This is a genomic window from Xanthomonas sp. DAR 35659 (assembly GCF_041242975.1).
In the GTDB taxonomy this organism is placed as follows: domain Bacteria; phylum Pseudomonadota; class Gammaproteobacteria; order Xanthomonadales; family Xanthomonadaceae; genus Xanthomonas_A; species Xanthomonas_A medicagonis.
In genome coordinates this window covers 2,130,620-2,149,418 of the sequence record NZ_CP162488.1, presented here as the reverse complement: position 1 = coordinate 2,149,418, position 18,799 = coordinate 2,130,620, and the positions used below count along the sequence as shown (strand labels likewise).

The 18,799-nt window shown below is 69.7% G+C and carries 21 protein-coding genes; 10 read left to right on the top strand and 11 right to left on the bottom strand.

Annotated features, from left to right (window positions below; genetic code table 11):
• Positions 1 to 190: 190 nt before the first annotated feature.
• From AB3X07_RS09175 to AB3X07_RS09155, 5 genes are all read right to left on the bottom strand, one after another.
• Complete coding sequence (locus AB3X07_RS09175) at positions 191 to 745, bottom strand: NADPH-dependent FMN reductase (RefSeq protein ID WP_369944184.1); 555 nt, start codon at positions 743 to 745, stop codon at positions 191 to 193.
• A 79-nt stretch (positions 746 to 824) separates the two neighbouring features.
• Positions 825 to 1,490 carry a glutathione S-transferase family protein gene (locus tag AB3X07_RS09170; protein WP_369944182.1) on the bottom strand — a complete coding sequence of 222 codons (666 nt, stop codon included), beginning with the start codon at positions 1,488 to 1,490 and terminating at the stop codon, positions 825 to 827.
• Positions 1,491 to 1,598: 108 nt separating this feature from the next.
• Complete coding sequence (locus AB3X07_RS09165) at positions 1,599 to 2,138, bottom strand: GNAT family N-acetyltransferase (RefSeq protein WP_369944180.1); 540 nt, start codon at positions 2,136 to 2,138, stop codon at positions 1,599 to 1,601.
• 56 nt (positions 2,139 to 2,194) lie between these two features.
• Positions 2,195 to 3,358 carry an acyl-CoA dehydrogenase family protein gene (locus tag AB3X07_RS09160; protein ID WP_369944178.1) on the bottom strand — a complete coding sequence of 388 codons (1,164 nt, stop codon included), beginning with the start codon at positions 3,356 to 3,358 and terminating at the stop codon, positions 2,195 to 2,197.
• A 111-nt stretch (positions 3,359 to 3,469) separates the two neighbouring features.
• The gene (locus AB3X07_RS09155) at positions 3,470 to 4,294 is read right to left on the bottom strand and encodes a glycine zipper 2TM domain-containing protein (RefSeq protein WP_369944176.1); all 825 of its coding nucleotides are present in this window, start codon (positions 4,292 to 4,294) and stop codon (positions 3,470 to 3,472) included.
• Positions 4,295 to 4,468: 174 nt separating this feature from the next.
• Here AB3X07_RS09155 and AB3X07_RS09150 point away from each other — a divergent pair, with 174 nt between their 5' ends.
• The 3 genes from AB3X07_RS09150 to AB3X07_RS09140 all read left to right on the top strand — a co-directional run bounded on the left by AB3X07_RS09150 (position 4,469) and on the right by AB3X07_RS09140 (position 7,356).
• The gene (locus AB3X07_RS09150) at positions 4,469 to 4,702 is read left to right on the top strand and encodes a DUF6116 family protein (RefSeq protein ID WP_369944175.1); all 234 of its coding nucleotides are present in this window, start codon (positions 4,469 to 4,471) and stop codon (positions 4,700 to 4,702) included.
• 9 nt (positions 4,703 to 4,711) lie between these two features.
• Entirely contained in the window at positions 4,712 to 5,479 is a 768-nt protein-coding gene (locus AB3X07_RS09145; protein WP_369944174.1) for a TatD family hydrolase, read from the top strand.
• 464 nt (positions 5,480 to 5,943) lie between these two features.
• Entirely contained in the window at positions 5,944 to 7,356 is a 1,413-nt protein-coding gene (locus AB3X07_RS09140; RefSeq protein ID WP_369944173.1) for a putative bifunctional diguanylate cyclase/phosphodiesterase, read from the top strand.
• On the opposite strand, the gene AB3X07_RS09135 is transcribed toward AB3X07_RS09140, so the two are convergent.
• A complete protein-coding gene (locus AB3X07_RS09135) occupies positions 7,289 to 8,170 on the bottom strand; it encodes a tRNA threonylcarbamoyladenosine dehydratase (RefSeq protein WP_369944172.1) in 882 nt (293 codons plus the stop codon). The two genes, AB3X07_RS09140 and AB3X07_RS09135, sit on opposite strands and share 68 nt — an antisense overlap.
• Before the next feature lie 110 nt (positions 8,171 to 8,280).
• Here AB3X07_RS09135 and AB3X07_RS09130 point away from each other — a divergent pair, with 110 nt between their 5' ends.
• Positions 8,281 to 8,712, top strand: coding sequence for a hypothetical protein (locus tag AB3X07_RS09130; protein ID WP_369944701.1), 432 nt, complete (start codon positions 8,281 to 8,283; stop codon positions 8,710 to 8,712).
• Positions 8,713 to 8,926: 214 nt separating this feature from the next.
• The gene (locus AB3X07_RS09125) at positions 8,927 to 9,394 is read left to right on the top strand and encodes a glycine zipper 2TM domain-containing protein (protein ID WP_369944171.1); all 468 of its coding nucleotides are present in this window, start codon (positions 8,927 to 8,929) and stop codon (positions 9,392 to 9,394) included.
• A 100-nt stretch (positions 9,395 to 9,494) separates the two neighbouring features.
• Here the strand turns inward: AB3X07_RS09125 and AB3X07_RS09120 are convergent, their stop codons facing one another.
• Positions 9,495 to 9,704, bottom strand: a complete 210-nt coding sequence (locus tag AB3X07_RS09120) for a cold-shock protein (RefSeq protein ID WP_369944169.1) — start codon at positions 9,702 to 9,704, stop codon at positions 9,495 to 9,497.
• 241 nt (positions 9,705 to 9,945) lie between these two features.
• On the opposite strand from AB3X07_RS09120, the gene AB3X07_RS09115 reads away from it, so the two are divergent.
• From AB3X07_RS09115 to AB3X07_RS09105, 3 genes are all read left to right on the top strand, one after another.
• Positions 9,946 to 10,431, top strand: coding sequence for a DUF456 domain-containing protein (locus tag AB3X07_RS09115; RefSeq protein ID WP_369944168.1), 486 nt, complete (start codon positions 9,946 to 9,948; stop codon positions 10,429 to 10,431).
• 128 nt (positions 10,432 to 10,559) lie between these two features.
• The gene (locus tag AB3X07_RS09110; protein ID WP_369944167.1) at positions 10,560 to 11,708 is read left to right on the top strand and encodes a phospholipase A; all 1,149 of its coding nucleotides are present in this window, start codon (positions 10,560 to 10,562) and stop codon (positions 11,706 to 11,708) included.
• Between the two features lie 521 nt (positions 11,709 to 12,229).
• Entirely contained in the window at positions 12,230 to 13,741 is a 1,512-nt protein-coding gene (locus AB3X07_RS09105; protein ID WP_369944700.1) for an MASE1 domain-containing protein, read from the top strand.
• Here the strand turns inward: AB3X07_RS09105 and AB3X07_RS09100 are convergent.
• Together AB3X07_RS09100 and AB3X07_RS09095 are read right to left on the bottom strand one after the other, a co-directional pair.
• Entirely contained in the window at positions 13,725 to 14,156 is a 432-nt protein-coding gene (locus AB3X07_RS09100) for a hypothetical protein (protein ID WP_369944166.1), read from the bottom strand. The genes AB3X07_RS09105 and AB3X07_RS09100 overlap by 17 nt on opposite strands.
• Before the next feature lie 404 nt (positions 14,157 to 14,560).
• Complete coding sequence (locus tag AB3X07_RS09095; protein ID WP_369944164.1) at positions 14,561 to 14,749, bottom strand: hypothetical protein; 189 nt, start codon at positions 14,747 to 14,749, stop codon at positions 14,561 to 14,563.
• A 160-nt stretch (positions 14,750 to 14,909) separates the two neighbouring features.
• Here AB3X07_RS09095 and AB3X07_RS09090 point away from each other — a divergent pair, with 160 nt between their 5' ends.
• Complete coding sequence (locus AB3X07_RS09090; RefSeq protein WP_369944163.1) at positions 14,910 to 15,422, top strand: hypothetical protein; 513 nt, start codon at positions 14,910 to 14,912, stop codon at positions 15,420 to 15,422.
• 138 nt (positions 15,423 to 15,560) lie between these two features.
• Here AB3X07_RS09090 and AB3X07_RS09085 read toward each other — a convergent pair whose 3' ends face one another.
• Together AB3X07_RS09085 and AB3X07_RS09080 are read right to left on the bottom strand one after the other, a co-directional pair.
• On the bottom strand, positions 15,561 to 16,196 hold the full coding sequence (locus AB3X07_RS09085; RefSeq protein WP_369944162.1) for a glutathione S-transferase family protein: 636 nt from the start codon (positions 16,194 to 16,196) through the stop codon (positions 15,561 to 15,563).
• A gap of 108 nt (positions 16,197 to 16,304) precedes the next feature.
• Complete coding sequence (locus AB3X07_RS09080) at positions 16,305 to 17,825, bottom strand: fumarate hydratase (protein WP_019799126.1); 1,521 nt, start codon at positions 17,823 to 17,825, stop codon at positions 16,305 to 16,307.
• Positions 17,826 to 17,925: 100 nt separating this feature from the next.
• Here AB3X07_RS09080 and AB3X07_RS09075 point away from each other — a divergent pair, with 100 nt between their 5' ends.
• Complete coding sequence (locus tag AB3X07_RS09075; protein ID WP_369944161.1) at positions 17,926 to 18,792, top strand: RNA polymerase sigma-70 factor; 867 nt, start codon at positions 17,926 to 17,928, stop codon at positions 18,790 to 18,792.
• Positions 18,793 to 18,799: the final 7 nt, after the last annotated feature.

Here is an 18,799-nt window from a genome sequence, read left to right as displayed (position 1 = left end):
GCACGGCGCGGCTAGGGACAAGTCTGTGGACAACCCGTTGAGAACCGCCCGCGCGCCCCGCGGCGCAAGGCGCCGGCGGCCGCCGACGCAGCAGCATGGCCGGCACGCGTCGCAGCCGCCGCGACCGTGGCCGCGGGCCGCTCTTGCCCGGCCGCCCGCCAACGCACGGGCGCGCACCCGGCAGCGGCGCTCAGGCCTGCAGTTCGTCGATCCAGGCGATGAACTTGTCCACGAAGCCCTGCAGGAACTTGCGCGTGTCCTCGCTGCCGATGCGGCCGTCGGCCTCGATCAGGCCTTCCTTGAACCGCAAGAACACCTCCGGCTGGCCCAGCACCGGCATGTCCAGGTAGGCCAGCACGTTGCGCAGGTGCTGCTGCGCCAGCGCGGTGCCGAGCGTGCCCGGCGAGGTGCCGCAGACCGCGGCCGGCTTGCCGGCGAAGGCGCTCTCGCCGTAAGGCCGCGAGCCCAGGTCGATGGCGTTCTTGAGCACGCCCGGGATGGAGCGGTTGTACTCCGGCGTCACGAACAGCACCGCGTCGGCGCCGCTGACCTGCGTCTTCAGGCGCTTGCCCTGCTCCGGATAGTCATGGTCGCGGTCCTGGTCGTACAGCGGCAGGTCGCCGATCTCGACGTACTCGAAACGCGCACGGTCGCCGGCGAGTCGCTCCAGCGCATGCGCCAAGCGCCGGTTGAACGACTCCTTGCGCAGGCTGCCGACGAACACGGCGATACGGTACTGACTCATGGCCTTGCTCCTGACCGAATGGACCTGCAGGCTAGCCGGCGGCACGCGGCGAGCAGGTGAACGCCGCGCGCCGCCGGCCTCAGCCGCGCTCGGCCAGCGCCAGCCGCGCTTGCACGTCCTCCGGCAACGGCGGCAGCGGCACGAAGCCCGGCGTCGCACGCACCCGCAGTAGCCAATCCACCAGCGCCGGATAGCGCGCCAGCGCGATGCCGGCGTCGTCGGCGCAGTGGGTGTAGGCGAACAGCGCGATATCGGCGATGCCGTAGTCCGGACCGGTGAACCAGGCCTGCGCCTGCAGGTGCTGCTCCATCACCGCCAGCGCCCGCATCGCGCCCTCGCGCAGGCGCGGCAACTCGGCGCGGCGCGGCGAATCGGCCGGCGTCCAGCCGCGGACGAAGCGCGCCACCGCCACGTACGGCTCGTGGCTGTACTGCTCGAAGAACAGCCAGCTCAGCGCCTGCGCGCGCTGCCAGGAATCGGCGGGCAGATACGCGCTGCCTTCGGCCAGCCAGCACAGGATGGCGTTGGATTCGGCCAGCGTGCTGCCGTCCGCGCGTTCCAGCAGCGGCACCTTGCCGTTGGGATTCCTGGCCAGGAACGCCGGGGTGCGGGTCTGGCCGTTGACGCTATCGATCTCGACCCAGCGATAGCCAACGCCGAGCTGCTCCAGCAACAGCCGCACCTTGTAGCAATTGCCGGACAGCGCCATGCCGTACACGGTGAGGGGAAGCGGTTCGGTCGCCATGCGTTCGCTCCTTGCTGGAGAGCCGGGATTGGGGAATCGGGAATGGGGATTCGCAAGAGCGGGGACTCAGTCCCTGACGGAGTACCGGATCTTCGCCATGGGCGTGGCTCAGAGTCGCGCCTGCCACTGCGCGCGCGACTGCCCCCACACCTCCACCTCGTGCTCCTGCAACGGCTCGGGTAAGCGCGCCTGGCGCAGGTAGCCCGACCCCAGCTTGGCCGCCACCGCCTTGGAATTGGCGTTGTCGGCGGCGATGGTGTGGATCACCTCGGTCCACCCCAACTGCGCGAACGCCCAGTCGATCGTCGCCGCGGCGGCCTCCGGCGCATAGCCCTGGCCCCAGGACGCGCGCACGATCGACCAACCCACCTCGGTCCCCGGCCAGCCATGCGGCTGCCACGGCCCGACCCGGCCGATCCACTGCCCGCTACGCTTCTCGATCACCGAGAACATCGAGAATCCCTGCAACTGCCAGCTCCCCACCAGCGCGGCCAGGCTGCGCCAGGCCACCGATGGCGCCTGCACCCCGCCGAGGTGGCGCATCGCCTCCGCATCGGCGGTGAACCGGGCGAATGCCTCGAAATCCGCCGCGCTCGGCGGGCGCAACAGCAGGCGCTCGGTCTCCAAGCGCAGATCGAAAATGCTCATGTCCTTGTCTCCTCGCGCGCGGCCGACGCGGCCGCGCTCCTTGTCGAACCCACCGCTCAGAACGCGTTGATACCGGTCAGCTCGCGGCCGACCACCAACTGGTGCACGGTCTCGGTCCCTTCGTAGGTGATCACCGATTCCAGGTTCAGCGCATGACGGATCGCGCCGTACTCGGTGCTGATCCCGGCCGCGCCGAGCAGGTCGCGGCATTCGCGGGCGATGTCCAGCGCCATGCGCACGTTGTTCCACTTGGCCAGCGACACCTGCGCCGGCTGCAATGTGCCGGCGTCCTTGAGCCGGCCCAGTTGCAGCGCCAGCAGCTGCGCGGTGGCGATGCGCCGGGCCATGTCGGCCAGCTTCAACTGCGCGCTCTGCGTGGCCGCCAGCGGCCGCCCGAACAGTACGCGCTCGCCGGCGTACCCCAGCGCCTCGCGCAGGCAGGCGATGGCCGCGCCGATCGCGCCCCAGCTGATGCCGTAGCGGGCCTGGGTCAGGCAACCCAGCGGGCCCTTCAGTCCGCGCGCGCCGGGCAGGCGCTGGCTGTCGGGCACGTGCACCTCGTCGAGGAACAGCGCCGAGGTGACCGAGGCGCGCAGGCTCATCTTGTGCGCGATCGGCTGGGTACTGAAACCCGGCGTGCCGGCCTCGACCAGGAAGCCCTGGATGCCGTCCTCGGTCTGCGCCCACACGATCGCCACGTCGGCCAGGCTGCCGTTGGTGATCCACAGCTTGCTGCCGCGCAGGCGCCAGCCGTCGCCATCGCGGACCGCGCGGGTCTGCATCGCCGCCGGATCGGAGCCGCCCTGGGACTCGGTGAGGCCGAAGCAGCCGATCGCGCTGCCCGCGGCCATCGCCGGCAACCAGCGCTGGCGTTGCGCCTCGCTGCCGTAGGCATGGATCGGATACATGCACAACGAGGACTGCACGCTGACGAAACTGCGCAGGCCGCTGTCGCCGCGCTCCAGTTCCTGGCAGATCAGGCCGTAGCAGACCGCATTGAGCCCGGCGCCGCCCTCGGCGGGCGGCAGCGTCGCCCCGAGCAGGCCCAACCGCGCCAGCTCCGGCACCAGCTCGGCGGGAAACCGCGCCTGGTCGAACGCATCGCCGATGATCGGCAGCACCCGCGCATCGACGAAGCGCGCCACCGCCTGCTGGATCGCGCGCTCCTCCTCGCTGAGCAATGCGGCCACGTTCAACAGATCGTCGCAAGGCAACGGCATGGCGGACTCGCACGGACGGAAAGCCGCATTGTATCGGCGCGCGCGCCATCGGCGAAAAGCGAAAGGCCGGCTCCAGGCCGGCCTTTCGCTGGAGACTACCGCGGCGCTGGATCAGCGCTGGCTGATCGCGTCGTTGGCCATCGCGTCGCGGGCCGAGGCGGTCTGCGTGACCAGGCGCCCGTCGAGCACCGGCAGGCGGTCGCTGTTGGGCTTGTCGTCCATGCGCACGGTCTTCTGCTGACCGTCGTAGCGGTAGGTCACGTCGTAACCCTTGACCACGTCCTGGGTGCCCATGGCGATGCGGCTGCCCGGCTTGCTGTCCATGCGCATGGTGCCGGTGGTGCCGTCGTCGTTGCGGTAGGTCACGTTGTAGCCGGTGATGGTCGAGGACTGCGCGGTGCTGTTCTCGGTGTGGCACTGGCGCTCGGTGCGATCGACCACGCGGCCGCCCACGTGATTGCGATCGACCCGGTTGCCGATGAAGCCGCCGGCCACCGCGCCGGCCGCGGTGGCGGCCTTGCGCCCGTTGCCGTGGCCGATCTGGTTGCCGAGCAGGCCGCCGACCACCGCGCCGACCACGGTGCCGCCGACGTTGCCGTCGCGCTCGGGCAGGCGCTCCTGTACCACCACGTCGTTGCAGACCTGACGCGGGGTGGTGGTGGTGGAGGTCTCGCGCAGCGGCTCGGTGCCGATCACCTCGGCGTAGCGCTGCTGCTTCTGCGTGATCGGATCGACCCGGACCACATCGGCGTATTCCAGCTTGCCGCCGACATCGTTGCCGATCGCGCTGTCGCCGCGCGCGTCCAGCGCCGGGCGCACGTCGCCGCTGCCAGCGAACTCCTGCTTGTCGCGATTGTTCATGAACGCCGCGGTGGCCGCGCCGCCGACCAGCAAGGCACCCGCCGCGACCAGAATGGTGGTGGTATTGCTCTTCATCGTTGCTCTCCTGCGGTTGTGGGCCGCGCTATCTACGGTGCTGTGATTACCATGCCCAAGCTGAACCAATCCGCTCCCTATTCAGCCACATTCAGCGACGCCGACTGGTCCCGCGGCAGGGATGCCGCCATATCGGGCGTGTTAGCGTTTTCATCCACCGGCCGGAGACGTGTCATGCCCAATCCCATCATGCTGCCGCTGCTGCGCTGGGCCGGCAAATTGCGCTACCCGACGCTGTTCAAGATGACCGCCGCGCTGTTCGTGGCGAGCGTGCTGATCCCCGACCCGATTCCGTTCCTCGACGAGATCGTGTTCGGCCTGGGCACCTTGCTGCTGGCCAACTGGAAGACGCGCACGCCGGCCGTGCCGGAGCCGGTTCCGGCACGCGCGCGGCGCGGTCGCGGCTGAGCGCCGCCGATGCGCCTGATCGACAGCCACTGCCATCTGGACGCGGACGAATTCGACGGCGACCGCGCCGCGGTGCTCGCGCGCGCGCAAGCGGCCGGCGTCGTCGCCCAGGTGGTGCCGGCGGTGACGGCGGCGGCATGGCCCAAGCTGCGCGCGGTATGCGCGGCGAGCGACGGGCTGTATCCGGCCTACGGCCTGCATCCGCTGTTCCTCGACCAGCACCGGCCCGAGCATCTGGCGTTGCTCGGCGAGTGGATCGCGCGCGAACGTCCGTGCGCGATCGGCGAATGCGGCCTGGACTTCTTCGTCGAGGGATTGGACCCCACCGAACAGCAGCGCTACTTCATCGGCCAGTTGCACCTGGCGCGCGAGTTCGACCTGCCGGTGATCGTGCACGCGCGGCGCGCGGTCGACGCGGTGATCCTGGCGATCCGCAAGGTGGGGCGCCTGCGCGGCGTGGTGCACAGCTTCGGCGGCAGCGCCGAGCAGGCGCAGCAACTGCACGCGCTGGATTTCCTGATCGGCCTCGGCGGCCCGGTCACCTACGACCGCGCGCAACGGCTACGCCGGCTGGCCGCCGCGGTGCCGCTGCAGCAGTTGCTGCTGGAAACCGATGCGCCGGACCAGCCCGATGCGTCGATCCGCGGCCAGCGCAACGAGCCGGCACGGCTGCGCACGGTCCTGGAGACCATCGCCGCGCTGCGCGACGCGCCAGCGGCCGCCATCGCCGCGCACACCACCGACAACGCACGGCGGCTGTTCGGCCTGGACGCGTGAGCAGCCGCGCCCGGCGCGGCTTTCTCGCGAAACTGTGAACTGGTGACGGCCTCGTCGCGTTCGCGCAGCGTCGGCCTGCATGCGCTTCTGATAGTGTGCGCCTATTGCGAATGGCTTCCTCTCCGCCAGGCTCCGACGTGGCAAAGCGGCACTCACCAACACGACACGCCGCCCCTACCCCGCTTGCTTGCGCGCCGGCGGGCCGGCCGTTCCTGGCGTGACCGGCGTGGCGTGGCGTCGGCTCCCTGTGCGCGTGCCGGCAGGCGCCCCACCCGCGCTCGGCAACGCAAAAGCGAGGGCATGGAGCCAACGGCCTGGGCCGGATCGGACCGCCGCGTCACGGCCATCGGCATGACCGAAGGCGAATTCGCGCTCCCCGTGCGCAGGCGATGGGCGTCAGCGCCCTGCACGCGCCCCGCCGCCAGCACAGCGCGGTGGCCGACGCGCACGCGGGGCGATGGACGATGAAGAGCAAGGCAGGGTCGGAACGGACACCGTCCAACGGCGAAGACTGGGTCAGCCTCAAGTTCCGCGACGGCAACCGCAGCCACAAGATCCGTACCATCCGCAAACTGGCCGGGATCTCCTGTACCGCGGTCGGCGCGGTGTGGACCATCTGCTACCTGCTCAACGGCAGGCCCGAACTGGCGTTCGCCTTCGTCTGCCTCATCGCGGTCGGCGTGCTGGCGCTGTGCGGCGGCAAGCACGGCGACGAGGCATCGCTCTCGCTGGTCGCGCATGGGATCTTCCTCGTGGTGCTGGTGATCTCGCTGATCGACGCGCCGATCGGCAATGTCCCGCGCACCGTGCATACGTTCTTCCTGCCGCTGGCGGCCGGGGCGCAGTTCGTGTTCGATCGGCGCCGCCGCTACCGCGCCGTCGTGTTTCCGCTGGCCTGCCTGGCGATGTTCGTGGTCTTCGGGACCGGCCTGCTGGACGTCATCGCGCCGGTGTCGCCGCCGCTGCATGTGCGGATGGTCGGGGCGGCCTCGAATCTGGTGCTGGCCTCGGCGCTGCTCGCCGGCGTGGTGCACATCTATCGCAGCGACGTGAACGCGCGCATCTCGCTGGAACGCGAACTGGCGCGCGCGGTCGGAAACCGCGAGATCGAAGTGCTGTACCAGCCCCAGGTCGACGCGACCGGCGCCATGCTCGGCGCCGAGGCGCTGGTGCGCTGGCGGCATCCCAACGGCAAACTGCTGACCCCGGACAAGTTCATTCCCCTGGCCGAAGAGAGCCAACTGATCCGGGAGGTCGGCCTGGAGGTGCTGCGTCAGGCCTGCGCGACGCTGCGGCGCTGGTCGCAGGACCCGGCATTGTCCAGGCTGGTGGTGGCGGTGAACGTCAGCCCGGTGCAGTTGCTCGATGCCGGTTTCGTGGCTTCGGTCAGGCAGGTGATCGCCGAGGCGGAGGTGTCGCCCTCGCTGTTGGAATTCGAATTGACCGAATCGGCGCTGTACGTGGATACCGGCGCGATGCGCGGCAGGATGCACGAACTCAAGGCCCTGGGCATCGGCTGGGCGCTGGACGATTTCGGCACCGGCTTCTCGTCGCTGGCGATGCTGCGCACCCTGCCGGTCACCAAGCTCAAGATCGACCGGCAGTTCGTCAACGACGCCAGGGCCGACGACTCGGCGCGCCAGTTGCTGGCCAAGATCGTCGAGATCTCCGCGATCATGGGCATGGTCGCGCTGGCCGAAGGGGTCGAGGACGCGCAGCAGCGCGAGATGCTCGCGGCGATGGGCTGCCTGCACTTCCAGGGCTTCCTGTTCGGCCGGCCGCAGCCGGTGCAGGACCTGGAGCGGCTGATCACCCGCCAGCCGCCTCCGATGCGGGCTGCGGCTGCGGATCCGGCAGCGCCGCCTCGCGCCCGCTGACCGTCTCGGCGGCAGCGCCGCGCCGCGCCGACGGTTTCAACAGCAGCTCCAGCGCCTTGCCCGCCGCAGCGAAGGCGAACGCGCCGGTGATATGCGTGGCGGCGCCCAGCCCGGCGCCGCAATCCAGGTTCAGCGCCGCGTCCGGCCCCAGTTGCGGCCGCAGCCCGCACACGCTGCCGTCGGCCTGCGGATAGCGCACGTTCTCCAGCGAGTACACCGCCGGCACGCCGAAGTAGCGCTGCGGATTCTTGGGAAAATTGAACTCGCCGCGCAGCTTCTTGCGGATCAGCGCCAGCATCGCGTCGTGCTCGGTGCGCGACACGTCGCGGATGCGCACCAGGGTCGGGTCGGTGCGCCCGCCGGCCGAACCCACGGTCAGCAGCGGCAGCTTGCGCCGGCGGCACCAGGCGATGGTCTCGACCTTGACCCGGAAGCTGTCGCAGGCGTCGATCACCAGATCGAAGCCGCCGCCGAGCAACTCGGCGATGTTGGTCGGGGTCAGGAAGGCTTCGACGGCGACCGCCTCGATCGCCGGATTGATCGCCACGCAGCGCTCGGCCATCGCCCGCGCCTTGTTGCGTCCGTACTGCCCCTGCAGCGCCGGCAGTTGGCGATTGGTGTTGGAGACGCAGATGTCGTCGGCGTCGATCAGGGTCAGGTGCCCGACCGCCGAGCGCGCCAGCGCTTCCACCACCCACGAGCCGACCCCGCCCATGCCCACCACGGCCACCCGGCACTGCGCCAGGCGCTCGACGGTCCCGCGCCCGTACAGCCGGTCGATGCCGGCGAAGCGCTCACGCAATTGTTCGTTCATGCGCGCAGTTTATTTCATCGCGGGCGGCACCAGCGCCCGCCGCGCATCCACCTGCGGCCGATGCGGCGGCAGCGGCGTACCATCGGCGTTCCCTTTCCTCCCGCACGCCCATAGCCAGCCCTTCCCCGCCCGCTTCCGCCGCATCGCGCTATCTGTTCGTGCTGGTCGCAGGGCTGTTGATCGGCCTGGTCGCCGCGGTAATGACGCTGCGCGCGCTGCAGGCGCGGCAGGATCCGTTCCCGTCCAGCCTGATGCAGGTGATGGGCAAACAACTGGCGCTGCTCGAGCGCAGCCGCGCGCAGGGCCGCTGCGGCGCGGCGGACGCGCAGCCGCACCTGCAGACGCTGCGCCTGCTCGGCGAGCAGGTGGACACCGCCTTTCCGGCGCTCGCCGACGATGCGCGCTTTCGCGAGCACCTGCTGGCGCTGCGCTCCACCCTGCAGACCGCGCCCAGCAATGCGCCGGACAGCTGCGCCGCGCTGGACCAGTTGCGGCAACGCATCGACGACGCCTGCGACGCCTGCCACCGCGATTTCCGCTGACCGCCAGCCCGTCTGTCGGCGCGACCGCAGCCGCGATTCGGCGGAGCCCTCGCTGGCCCGCAAGCGCGGTCCGCCGCTGAATTGCGGCTGACGCCGCACGGCCCCGCGTGCCGCGATCCGGCCTGGATTGGCGTTGCATTCACGCGGTGGCGGACAGGATGCCTGCGAACGCGGCGATGCCGCATTCATTTCACGTCTGTCGAGGAGAGCACGCATGAAGATCCAACTACTGGCCACCGGCGCCATCGCCGCCCTGGCACTGGCCGGCTGCGCCACGTCCCCCGGCTATGGCGGCGGCTACAGCCAGCCTTCGCGCGGCTACTCGGACAACCGCTGCGCCGACTGCGGCATCGTCACCCGCATCGACACCGTGCCCTCGGGCCGTACCGCGCCCAGCGCCACCGGCGCGATCCTGGGCGGCATCGTCGGCGCGGTCGCCGGCCATGAGATTTCCGACCATACCGGCGGCAGCAAGGGCAACCAGAACGTGTCGGCGGTCGCCGGCGCCGCCGCCGGCGCCCTGGCCGGCAACCAGATCCAGAAAAACGTCACCAGCGACACCTACGACGTGCATGTGCAGATGGACGATGGCCGCGTGATCGTGGTCAATCAGCGCGACCTGGCCGGGGTCCGCGAAAACACCTACGTGCGGGTGGTGAACGGACGCGTGGTGCCGCGCTAAGCGGCGACCCGCGCGCTGCCGCAATGCAAAAAGGCCCGCACGGCGGGCCTTTTTGCTGCGCGCGAGGGCGCATCGGCGGCGCGCCGACGCGCGTCGGCGCTCAGATCGGCTGCACCGCGTCGGCCTGCAGGCCCTTCTGGCCCTGCACCACGGTGAAGCTGACCTTCTGCCCTTCCTTCAGGCTCTTGAAACCCTGGGTCTGGATCGCGCGGAAGTGCACGAACACGTCCTCGCCATTCTCGCGGCTGATGAAGCCGAAACCCTTGGCATCGTTGAACCACTTCACGGTGCCGTTTTCGCGACTGCTCATGATGGACTTTCTCCTTGGAACACGGTTTCTCAGGGGTGGGTACGCCGGGGGTTCGGCGGCTGGTTGCAAGGAGGAAGCGAGGTATAACGCTGTAGCGGATCGTTGGATCTACCGCATCGGGCCACGATTCACGGTGACCTTTGCAAACGCAGCGGCTGAAAACTTACCCCGGCCAAAATGAAATTGCAATCCGCAAGAACGCCCTTCTGTCAACCCCCAAACGACCCCCGGAGGCCGCGGCGTGGATCCTACGTTCATCTACTACACGATCGCCGCGCTGCTGGTCGTGGTGGGAATCGCCGGCGTGGTGCTGCCGGCGCTGCCGGGCATGCCGCTGCTGTTCGCCGGCCTGCTGCTGGCCGCCTGGGCCGACGGCTTCCAGCGTGTGGGCTGGGTGACGCTGCTGGTGCTGGGCGTGCTGACCCTGCTCTCGTTCCTGGTCGATTTCCTGGCCACGCTGTTCGGCGCCAAGCGGGTCGGCGCCAGCCGCAAGGCGTTGTGGGGCTCGGTGCTGGGCAGCATCTTGGGCCTGTTCTTCCTGCCGATCGGCTTGTTCGTGGGCCCCTTCGTCGGCGCGTTGGCCGGCGAGTACTGGCATGGCCGGGAGTTGCGGCAGGCGACCAAGGTCGGCCTCGGCACCTGGCTGGGCATCGTCCTGGGCACCGCCGCCAAGCTGGGCCTGGCGGTGGCGATGGTCGGGCTGTTCGCCGCGGTGTGGCTGCTCTGAGCGGCCGGGTCCACGCGGCGAGATGAACGCGTGATGACCCCGTTGCGGAAGCTGCTGTATTTTCGCAGCCGGCCATTCATCCAGGCAGCGCACACCCGCCGACGCCGCCCGCTTCCGAGAGAACCCGCATGATCCACCGCCCGGCCCGTCCCCTCCTGCTGCTGTCCTTCGCGGCGATCCCGCTGGCCCATGCCCAGGAGGTGCTGCCCACCCCGGCGTCGCCCGAGGCCTGCGTCGCCATTTCCAGCGACGCCGCGCGCCTGTCCTGCTACGACCAGGCGCTGTCGCGACGGGTCGACCCGCAGGCCGCCGATGCGGCGGCGCAGGCGGCCGCCGAGCGGCAGAAGCAGCAACTGGATGCCACCCTGCCAGCCGACGCCGGCCTGGCCCAGCGCACCCGCCAGCGCGCCGCCTCGCTGTTCAAGGAGGACCGCTACGACGCCACCATCGCCAATGCCGGCAAGGGCTCGTTGCTGGACAGCCGCTGGGAGCTGGCCAAGGATTCCAAGCTCGGCGTGTTCCAGTTGCGCGCCTACAAGCCGGTGTACCTGCTGCCGGCGTTCTGGACCAGCAAGAAGAACGAGCTGCCGTCCTCGCCGAACCCGAACAACACGGTGACCACCGCCGAGCCGCTGGACAGCATCGAGACCAAGTTCCAGCTCAGCTTCAAGACCAAGATCGCCGAGAACCTCTTCGGCGACAACGGCGACCTGTGGGGCGCCTATACCCAGAGTTCGCGCTGGCAGGTCTACAACAGCGAGCAATCGCGGCCGTTCCGCGAGACCAACTACGAGCCGGAACTGGCGCTGGTGTTCCGCAACAACTACAGCCTGTTCGGCTGGAAGGGCCGGATGACCGGGATCCAGCTCACCCACCAATCCAACGGCCGCAGCGATCCGTTCTCGCGCAGCTGGAACCGGGCGATCCTCAACATCGGCCTGGACCGCGAGAACTGGGCGCTGGTGCTGCGCCCGTGGTACCGGATCCCGGAGAGCGACCGCCAGGACAACAACCCGGACATCGAGGACTACATGGGCCGCGGCGATGCGACCCTGACCTACAACCGCAACGGCCACGAGGTCTCGCTGATGGCGCGGCACTCGCTGCGCAGCGGCGACCGCTCGCATGGCGCGGTGCAGTTGGACTGGGGCTTCCCGATCAGCAACCTGCTGCGCGGCCACGTGCAGGTGTTCGACGGCTATGGCGAGAGCATGATCGACTACAACCACCGCGCCACCTACGTGGGCCTGGGCGTGTCGCTGCTGGAGTGGTACTGAGCCCGCGCCCTTCCTGAGACGCGCGGGCGCCCGCCGCCACGCGCGTTCGCCCACCGCTGCCGGCACGGCCTAGCCGCGGGCGCGGCAGCGGTGGCGCTCGATCAGGCGCGCTGCGCACCGGCGGTGCGCCACCACGGCTCCCGCGCACCGACCGCGGCGCATGTCGGCGAGGCGCCCGTCCAACCTCACGGAACTGTCGACCGTTGCCCTGCAGCGACGCGTTGCGGCTCGGTTCGGCGATTGCACCGGGTCGCCGACATCGGCGCAACCGGTCCGGCCACGCCGGGACGCTCGCCGTAAGGTCGGTCGAGTACATCGGCGCTGCCTTCGCGTGAGCGCGGCGTCGCACCGTTTCCTACCAGCCGCGCACGCGCAGGATCGATCGGATCGCGTCGTCGCGCATGCGCATCGGCGCGGGGACAATGCACATGCCACGCGGGCGCATCGGTGCAGACACAGCTGTCTACCCTAGCGCCGCATCCGACTTGTACAGTGGTGTCGACACGCCACGGATGGTTTGGATGGCCGCAAGGAGAGACATCGCCAAAGGCGCTTTGCTGAGCACGGCCTACTGCGCCTGTTTCCTGCTGGCGTGGCGCTCGTCCATGGACCAATGGTATTTGCCGGCGGGGTTGCGTGTGGCGGCGTTGCTGTTCCTGCCCTATCGCCTGTGGCCCTGCCTGCTGATCGGCGACGCGGCCGCCCTGCTGGCGATCCGCGTGCCGATGCTGGAGCGCGGCGCCAATCCGTTGTGGGTCTGGGTAAGTCCCTTCCTGCTGATGCCATGCGTCGCCCTGGCGGTGCACGCCGCGCGACGCCACCTGCCACGGCTGCTGCATCAGGAATACCTGCTGCTGCCTCTGGCCTTGTCGCTGGCGCTGTGGAGCACGCTGTGCAACCTGGCGTTGAATGCTCTCTTCAAGGGATACACGGCGCTGGCGCCGCTGGAGGCCCTGACGCGCTACTGGCTCGGCGATTACCTGGGCATGCTGATGTTCATCCTCCCGGCGCTGTTGTGGCTGCGCCGGAAGGAACCGGGGGACGCTCGACCGGAACTGCACAGGAACGTGCTTCTGAGCGCCGCGGCGGTGGTGGCCCTGTTCCTGGTCGCAGGCGCGACGCACGATCGCCTCGCGCAACAGATGCTGATGGCGATGATGGTGGTTCCGTCGATCGTGCTGACCCTGCTGCACGGCTGGCGGGGCGCGGCGGTCGGCATCGTGCTGGCCAACGTCGCCATCGGCATCATGTTGCCGGACACGATGACGCTGGCGGCCTATCACGCGGAGGCATTCCAGGCCCAGGTCGCGCTGGCGGCCGCGGCCACGGTCCTGTTCGTGGTGGGTTCGCGCCTGTCGATCGCGTTCGAGCGTGCCCGCCGCTTCCGGCACGAACACCAGCAGGCCTTGCAGTTCGCGCAAGCCAGCTACCTGCAGGCCGAACGCACGCTGCGGCGCCGCGTGGTGGAGTACAGCGATCTCGCCGTGCACATGAACCGGCTGCGCAAGGACATCGTGGCGCACCTGCGCGCGCGCGGACAGCACGCGGCGGCGATGGAGATGACACGCAGCGGGGTGATCCAGACGCGGCTGCTGGACGAGTACGTTACCGCGCTGTATCCACTGGGCATCGAGACGCACGGGCTGTACGCGACGCTGCGCTCGGTGGCCATGGGCAATCTGTGCGAGACCGAGTTCCAGTGCCGGCTGCGCGGCGACCCGATGCGCCTGTCGCTCGGCTTGCAGTTGGCCGCCTACCGCTGCGTGCGCGACGTCGTGGAAGCGCTGCCGCCGGCCAGGCGCCACCTCGTCAGGGCCAGGGTGTGGCACGCCGGAGCCCGCCAGGGCATCGCGGTCTGCGTGCTCGCCGACGCCTCCCCGCTGGAGCGCCAGCGTCCGCCGGCACGGGATGCCGACTGGGAACTGGCGATGCGGCTCAAGGTGCATGGCGGCACCTGCCGGCGCCGCCATGCGTACAGCCTGAGTTTCCTGGTATCCGAATCGCGCGCCGCGGGGATCAGTCCGCGGCCCTGATGTCCCAGGCGTTGCCGGCGCTACCCGGCACCACGCGCACGACGAACCCCGACGTCTGGTACACCACCGTCCCGGCGCTGCCGGCCGTCGTCGCCGGCAGGCTCACGCGCGCCACGTCCGCCCCCATGGGCAGCACCCACAGCGTGTCGTTGATCCTGCCCACGGCCGCCCGCACCTTCCCCGCCACGTCATTGATCTGCAGGTAGGTCACGCCGTCGCGCTGGAACTCGTAGATGCGCCAGGCAGGATCCAACGCCAGGTTGCGCGCCTTCGGCAGGCTTTCGCCCAGACCCGCGCCCGCCGCGGGCGCTCCGTGGCCGCCATCCGGGCAGCATGCCTGCGCCGCGCCGGCGCCGGCCAGCAACACACCAGCCAGCGCGATCCGTGCCAGCACGCCCGTCTTCTTCATTTCCATGACTCGTCCTTGTCCCCATCTGGGGAGTTTGCGCCTGCGTTCCAGGCGTGCCCAAGGTACGTGGTCTGGAATCGGCGACGGTTGACAAGTCCCGGCCCGCAGCGTGCCAGCCGACGCAGGGTGCAAGTACCGACGCGAAGGGGTCGGTAGCGCACGCCGCGCGGATCGGGCATGCCCAGGCCCTGTCGCCACGGCACAGGGCCGCGGCCGCCAGCCCCTCCAGGCGACGTCCAGCGGGCGGCGGGACGACAGCAGCGCCACCGGCAGCGGCCGCAGTACTCGCTCGCCACCGGCACGCCGAACGGAAGAGTCCGCAGCGACAGACAGAAGCGGAGGTGCACGGCGCCCAGGGCGGCCCCTTAGGCCGCCAGCCGTCCCGCGTCGCGACGCGACAGCGGCCAGCGTCAGGGGTGCCACAGCAGCCGCGGCACCGCGGAGAACCCAAAGCGCACTGCGGTGGCGCCCTGCGCGCCGACCAGGGAGAACAGGGAAAACAGGGAATGCTTCGCCCAGGAGGTGCCCAGGCCAAGGAAGGTCACCGCTCCCAGGATGGCCAGGGCCAGCAGCAGCGGTGCATCATACGAGGAGGACATCCCCGGACTGCATGTCGATGGCATGTCCGTTCCGGCTCTATGTCCGGATTCGGGAGCCATTCCACCGGGCGACCACGTTTCCGCTTCGCCTCGCCCCTCCACCACGAAATCCGCACCATGCCAGCCATGTCGTCGTACGTGGCACTCGCGAAACTCCCCAATGAAGCACACCCTTTCCGCCCGAGCGCTTCGGCACGCAGGCACCTACGGCCTGGCCGCACTCGTCACGGGATTGCTGCTCACGCCGCTGTCCTACATCGCGATCGGCATGCTCGGCGAGTTCTCCGCGGCGTTCACCCTCCTGTTCGTCCCGCCGTTGATCGTCTGCGAATGGCTCCTGCTCGGACGCCTGCTGTCGCGCGCCTCGGAGCGCGCACGCCACGGACTGGGCGCCATCGCTGCACTGGCGGCATGGGCGTATGTGGGGTTCTTCACCGTGGTCGTTTCCGGCGCAAGGCTGCAGGTCGGCTGGGCGCGGTTCGGGGCGCTGTGCATGCTGTGGCTGGCCTGCAGCGCGCTGACCTACCCCGCGCTTGCACTCCGCTGGCGCAATGCCGCCCTGGTGCGGCGCACCGCGGGCTGGAGACCCGCACCGTGGGCCTTTCTGTGCGCCTTCGCGTTGGCCGCCGGGATATGCACGCTCTATCTGCTCACACCGCAGCGGCTTCCCTGAGCAGACGCCGCCCTTGCCAACCGTGCGGACGCGACGCCTGCGCGCGTTACTACTGTCCACTGCCATGTCCGACCGCGCGCGTTACCGATTAGACGAACGCGGCACCGATTGGCATTTCGCTCAGCGTAGGCGCGCCACTCATGTCCAATCGACGATGCCTTCCCGGCGGTACGTCTCGTGGAATGCCGGGCGCGCCTTCATCCGCTCGGCCAGTTCCTTCAGCGCCGGCCAGGTATCGGTCGGCCTCGGCATGTTGCGCGACCAGCGCATCAGCATGACCAGCACGAAATCGGCGGCACTGCAGTGTTCGCCGAGCAGGTACGGCCCTTGCTGCTGCAGATGCGCCGCGACCTCGTCCCAGGCCTTTTCCAGGAACGCGCGGGCGCTGGCGCGCACGCGCTCGGCGTTGTCGGCGCCGGCCGGTTCGTCGGGGTAGAACCAGTCGCGATAGGCCGGCATCAGGGTGTAGGCGCAGAACAACATCCAGCGGTAGTAGGCGGCACGCTCGGGGGTGCCCGGCGGCGGCGCCAGGCCGGCGTGCGGATACAGGTCGGCCAGGTGCAGGGCGATGGCGACCGATTCGGTCAGCACCTGCCCGTCCAGCACCAGGGTCGGCACCCGCCCCTGCGGGTTGATCGCCAGGTAGTCGGGGCTTTTCTGCTCCTGGCGCTCGAAATCGAGCATCCGCAGTTCGAAATCGACCTGCAGTTCGATCAGCAACCAGTGCACGACGAACGAGGCGGTGCTGGGCGAGCCGTAAAGCACGATGGACACGACGTTTCCCCGGAGGCGGAACCAACGCCGATTATTGCCGCGACGCCGGCGCGCCGCCAGCGCCACGCGGAACGCCGGCGTCCTCGCCGGCGTTCGCGGTATGCACGATCAGGCCTCGACCACCACCGGAATCTTGCCGATGCGCGCCTGCCACTCGCGCGGGCCGGTCTTGTGCACCGACTCGCCGCTGGCGTCGACCGCCACGGTCACCGGCATGTCCTTGACCTCGAACTCGTAGATCGCCTCCATGCCCAGGTCCTCGAACGCCAGCACCTTGCTGGCCTTGATCGCCTTGGACACCAGGTAGGCCGAGCCGCCGACCGCCATCAGGTACACCGCCTTGTTGTCGCGGATCGCGGCGATCGCCGCGTCGCCGCGCTCGGATTTGCCGACCATGCCCAGCAGGCCGGTCTGCTCCAGCATCTGCCGGGTGAACTTGTCCATGCGCGTGGCGGTAGTGGGGCCGGCCGGGCCGACCACTTCGTCGCGCACCGGATCGACCGGGCCGACGTAGTAGATGAAGCGGTTGGTGAAGTCCACCGGCAGCGTCTCGCCGCGGTTGAGCATGTCGATCATGCGCTTGTGCGCGGCGTCGCGGCCGGTCAGCAGCTTGCCGTTGAGCAGGATCGTCTCGCCCGGCTTGAAGCTGGCCACCTCCTCGCGGGTGATGGTGTCCAGGTTCACCCGGCGCGCGTTGGTCGGGTTGTAGGTCAGCGTGGGCCAGTCCTCCAGCGACGGCGGATCCAGCATCACCGCGCCGCTGCCATCCAGGGTGAAGTGCGCATGGCGGGTGGCCGCGCAGTTGGGGATCAGCGCCACCGGCAGGTTGGCGGCGTGGGTCGGGTAGTCCTTGACCTTGATGTCCAGCACCGTGGTCAGGCCGCCCAGGCCCTGCGCGCCGATGCCCAGCGCGTTGACCTTCTCGTACAGCTCCAGGCGCAGTTCCTCGGCACGGTTTGACGCACCGCGGGCCTGCAGGTCGACGATGTCGATCGGCTCCATCAGCGCTTCCTTGGCCAGCAGCATCGCCTTCTCGGCGGTACCGCCGATGCCGATGCCGAGCATGCCCGGCGGGCACCAGCCGGCGCCCATGGTCGGCACGGTCTTGAGCACCCAGTCGACGATGGAATCGGACGGGTTGAGCATCGCGAACTTGCTCTTGGCCTCCGAGCCGCCGCCCTTGGCCGCGACGATGACGTCGACGGTGTCGCCGGGGACGACCTTCACGTTGACCACCGCCGGGGTGTTGTCCTTGGTGTTCTGGCGCTTGCCGGCCGGGTCGGCCAGCACCGAGGCGCGCAGCTTGTTGTCCGGATGGTTGTAGGCGCGGCGAACGCCCTCGTTGACCATGTCCTCCACGCCCATGGTGGCGTCGTCCCAGCGCACGTTCATGCCGATCTCGAGGAACACGGTGACGATGCCGGTGTCCTGGCAGATCGGCCGGTGGCCCTCGGCGCACATGCGCGAATTGATCAGGATCTGCGCGATGGCGTCCTTGGCCGCCGGCGACTGCTCGCGCTCGTAGGCCGCCGACAGGTTCTTGATGTAGTCGACCGGGTGGTAGTAGCTGATGTACTGCAGCGCGTCGGCGACGGACTGGATGAGGTCTTCCTGCTTGATCGAGGTCACGGCTGGCTCTGCGGCTGGCGGGGGAAACCCGTCCATTTTAGGGCAAAGTGGCGGCCCCGCCCGCTGTCACGCCGGCACGCCCTGTTCCGTCCTGGTCGTCATGCGCCCCGATCCGACCTTCGAAACCCAACGCCCCAGGCTGTTCGGCCTGGCCTACCGCCTGCTCGGCAGTCGCCACGACGCCGAGGACGTGCTGCAGGACGCCTGGCTGCGCTGGCAGTCCAGCGACCGCGCCGCGATCCGCGACCCTGAAGCCTGGCTGGTGACCACCACCACCCGGCTCGGACTGGACCGCCTGCGCGCGGCGCGCAGCGCCCGCGTCCACTACACCGGCCCGTGGCTGCCCGAGCCGCTGGAGATCGCCGAGGACACCGACCCGGCCGAGCGCCATGACCGCGCCGAGCAGGTATCGGTGGCGTTCCTGGCGCTGCTGGAGCAACTGAGCCCGCATGAGCGCGCCGCGTTCCTGCTGAAGGAGGCGTTCGACTACGACTACGCGCAGATCGGCCAGTTGCTCGGCCATACCGAAGCCAACTGCCGGCAACTGGTGCATCGCGCGCGCGAACGACTGAAGGCCGCGCGGCCGCGCTTCGCGGTGCCGCCGCAGCGCTACCGGCAGTTGCTGGAGCGCTTCATGCACGCCTCGCAGCAGGGCGATCGCGACGCGATCGTGGCGCTGCTGGACGCCAATGCGCGGATGCGCTCGGACGGCGGCGGCAAGGTCACCGCCACGCTGCGGCCGCTGCTCGGCGCCGAGCGCATCGCCCGCCTGTACTGGGCGGTGGCGCGACGTGGCCTGGGCCTGCGCACGCGGCTCGGCACGGTCAACGGCGAACCGGCGATCCTGCGCTTCGCCGGCGCGCGCCTGCATTCTGCGGTGCTGGTGGTGATCGACGGCGAGCGCATCGTCGAAGTGCTGACGCTGATGAATCCGGACAAGCTGCCGCCGCTGACGGCGCGGACCTGAGCGATCG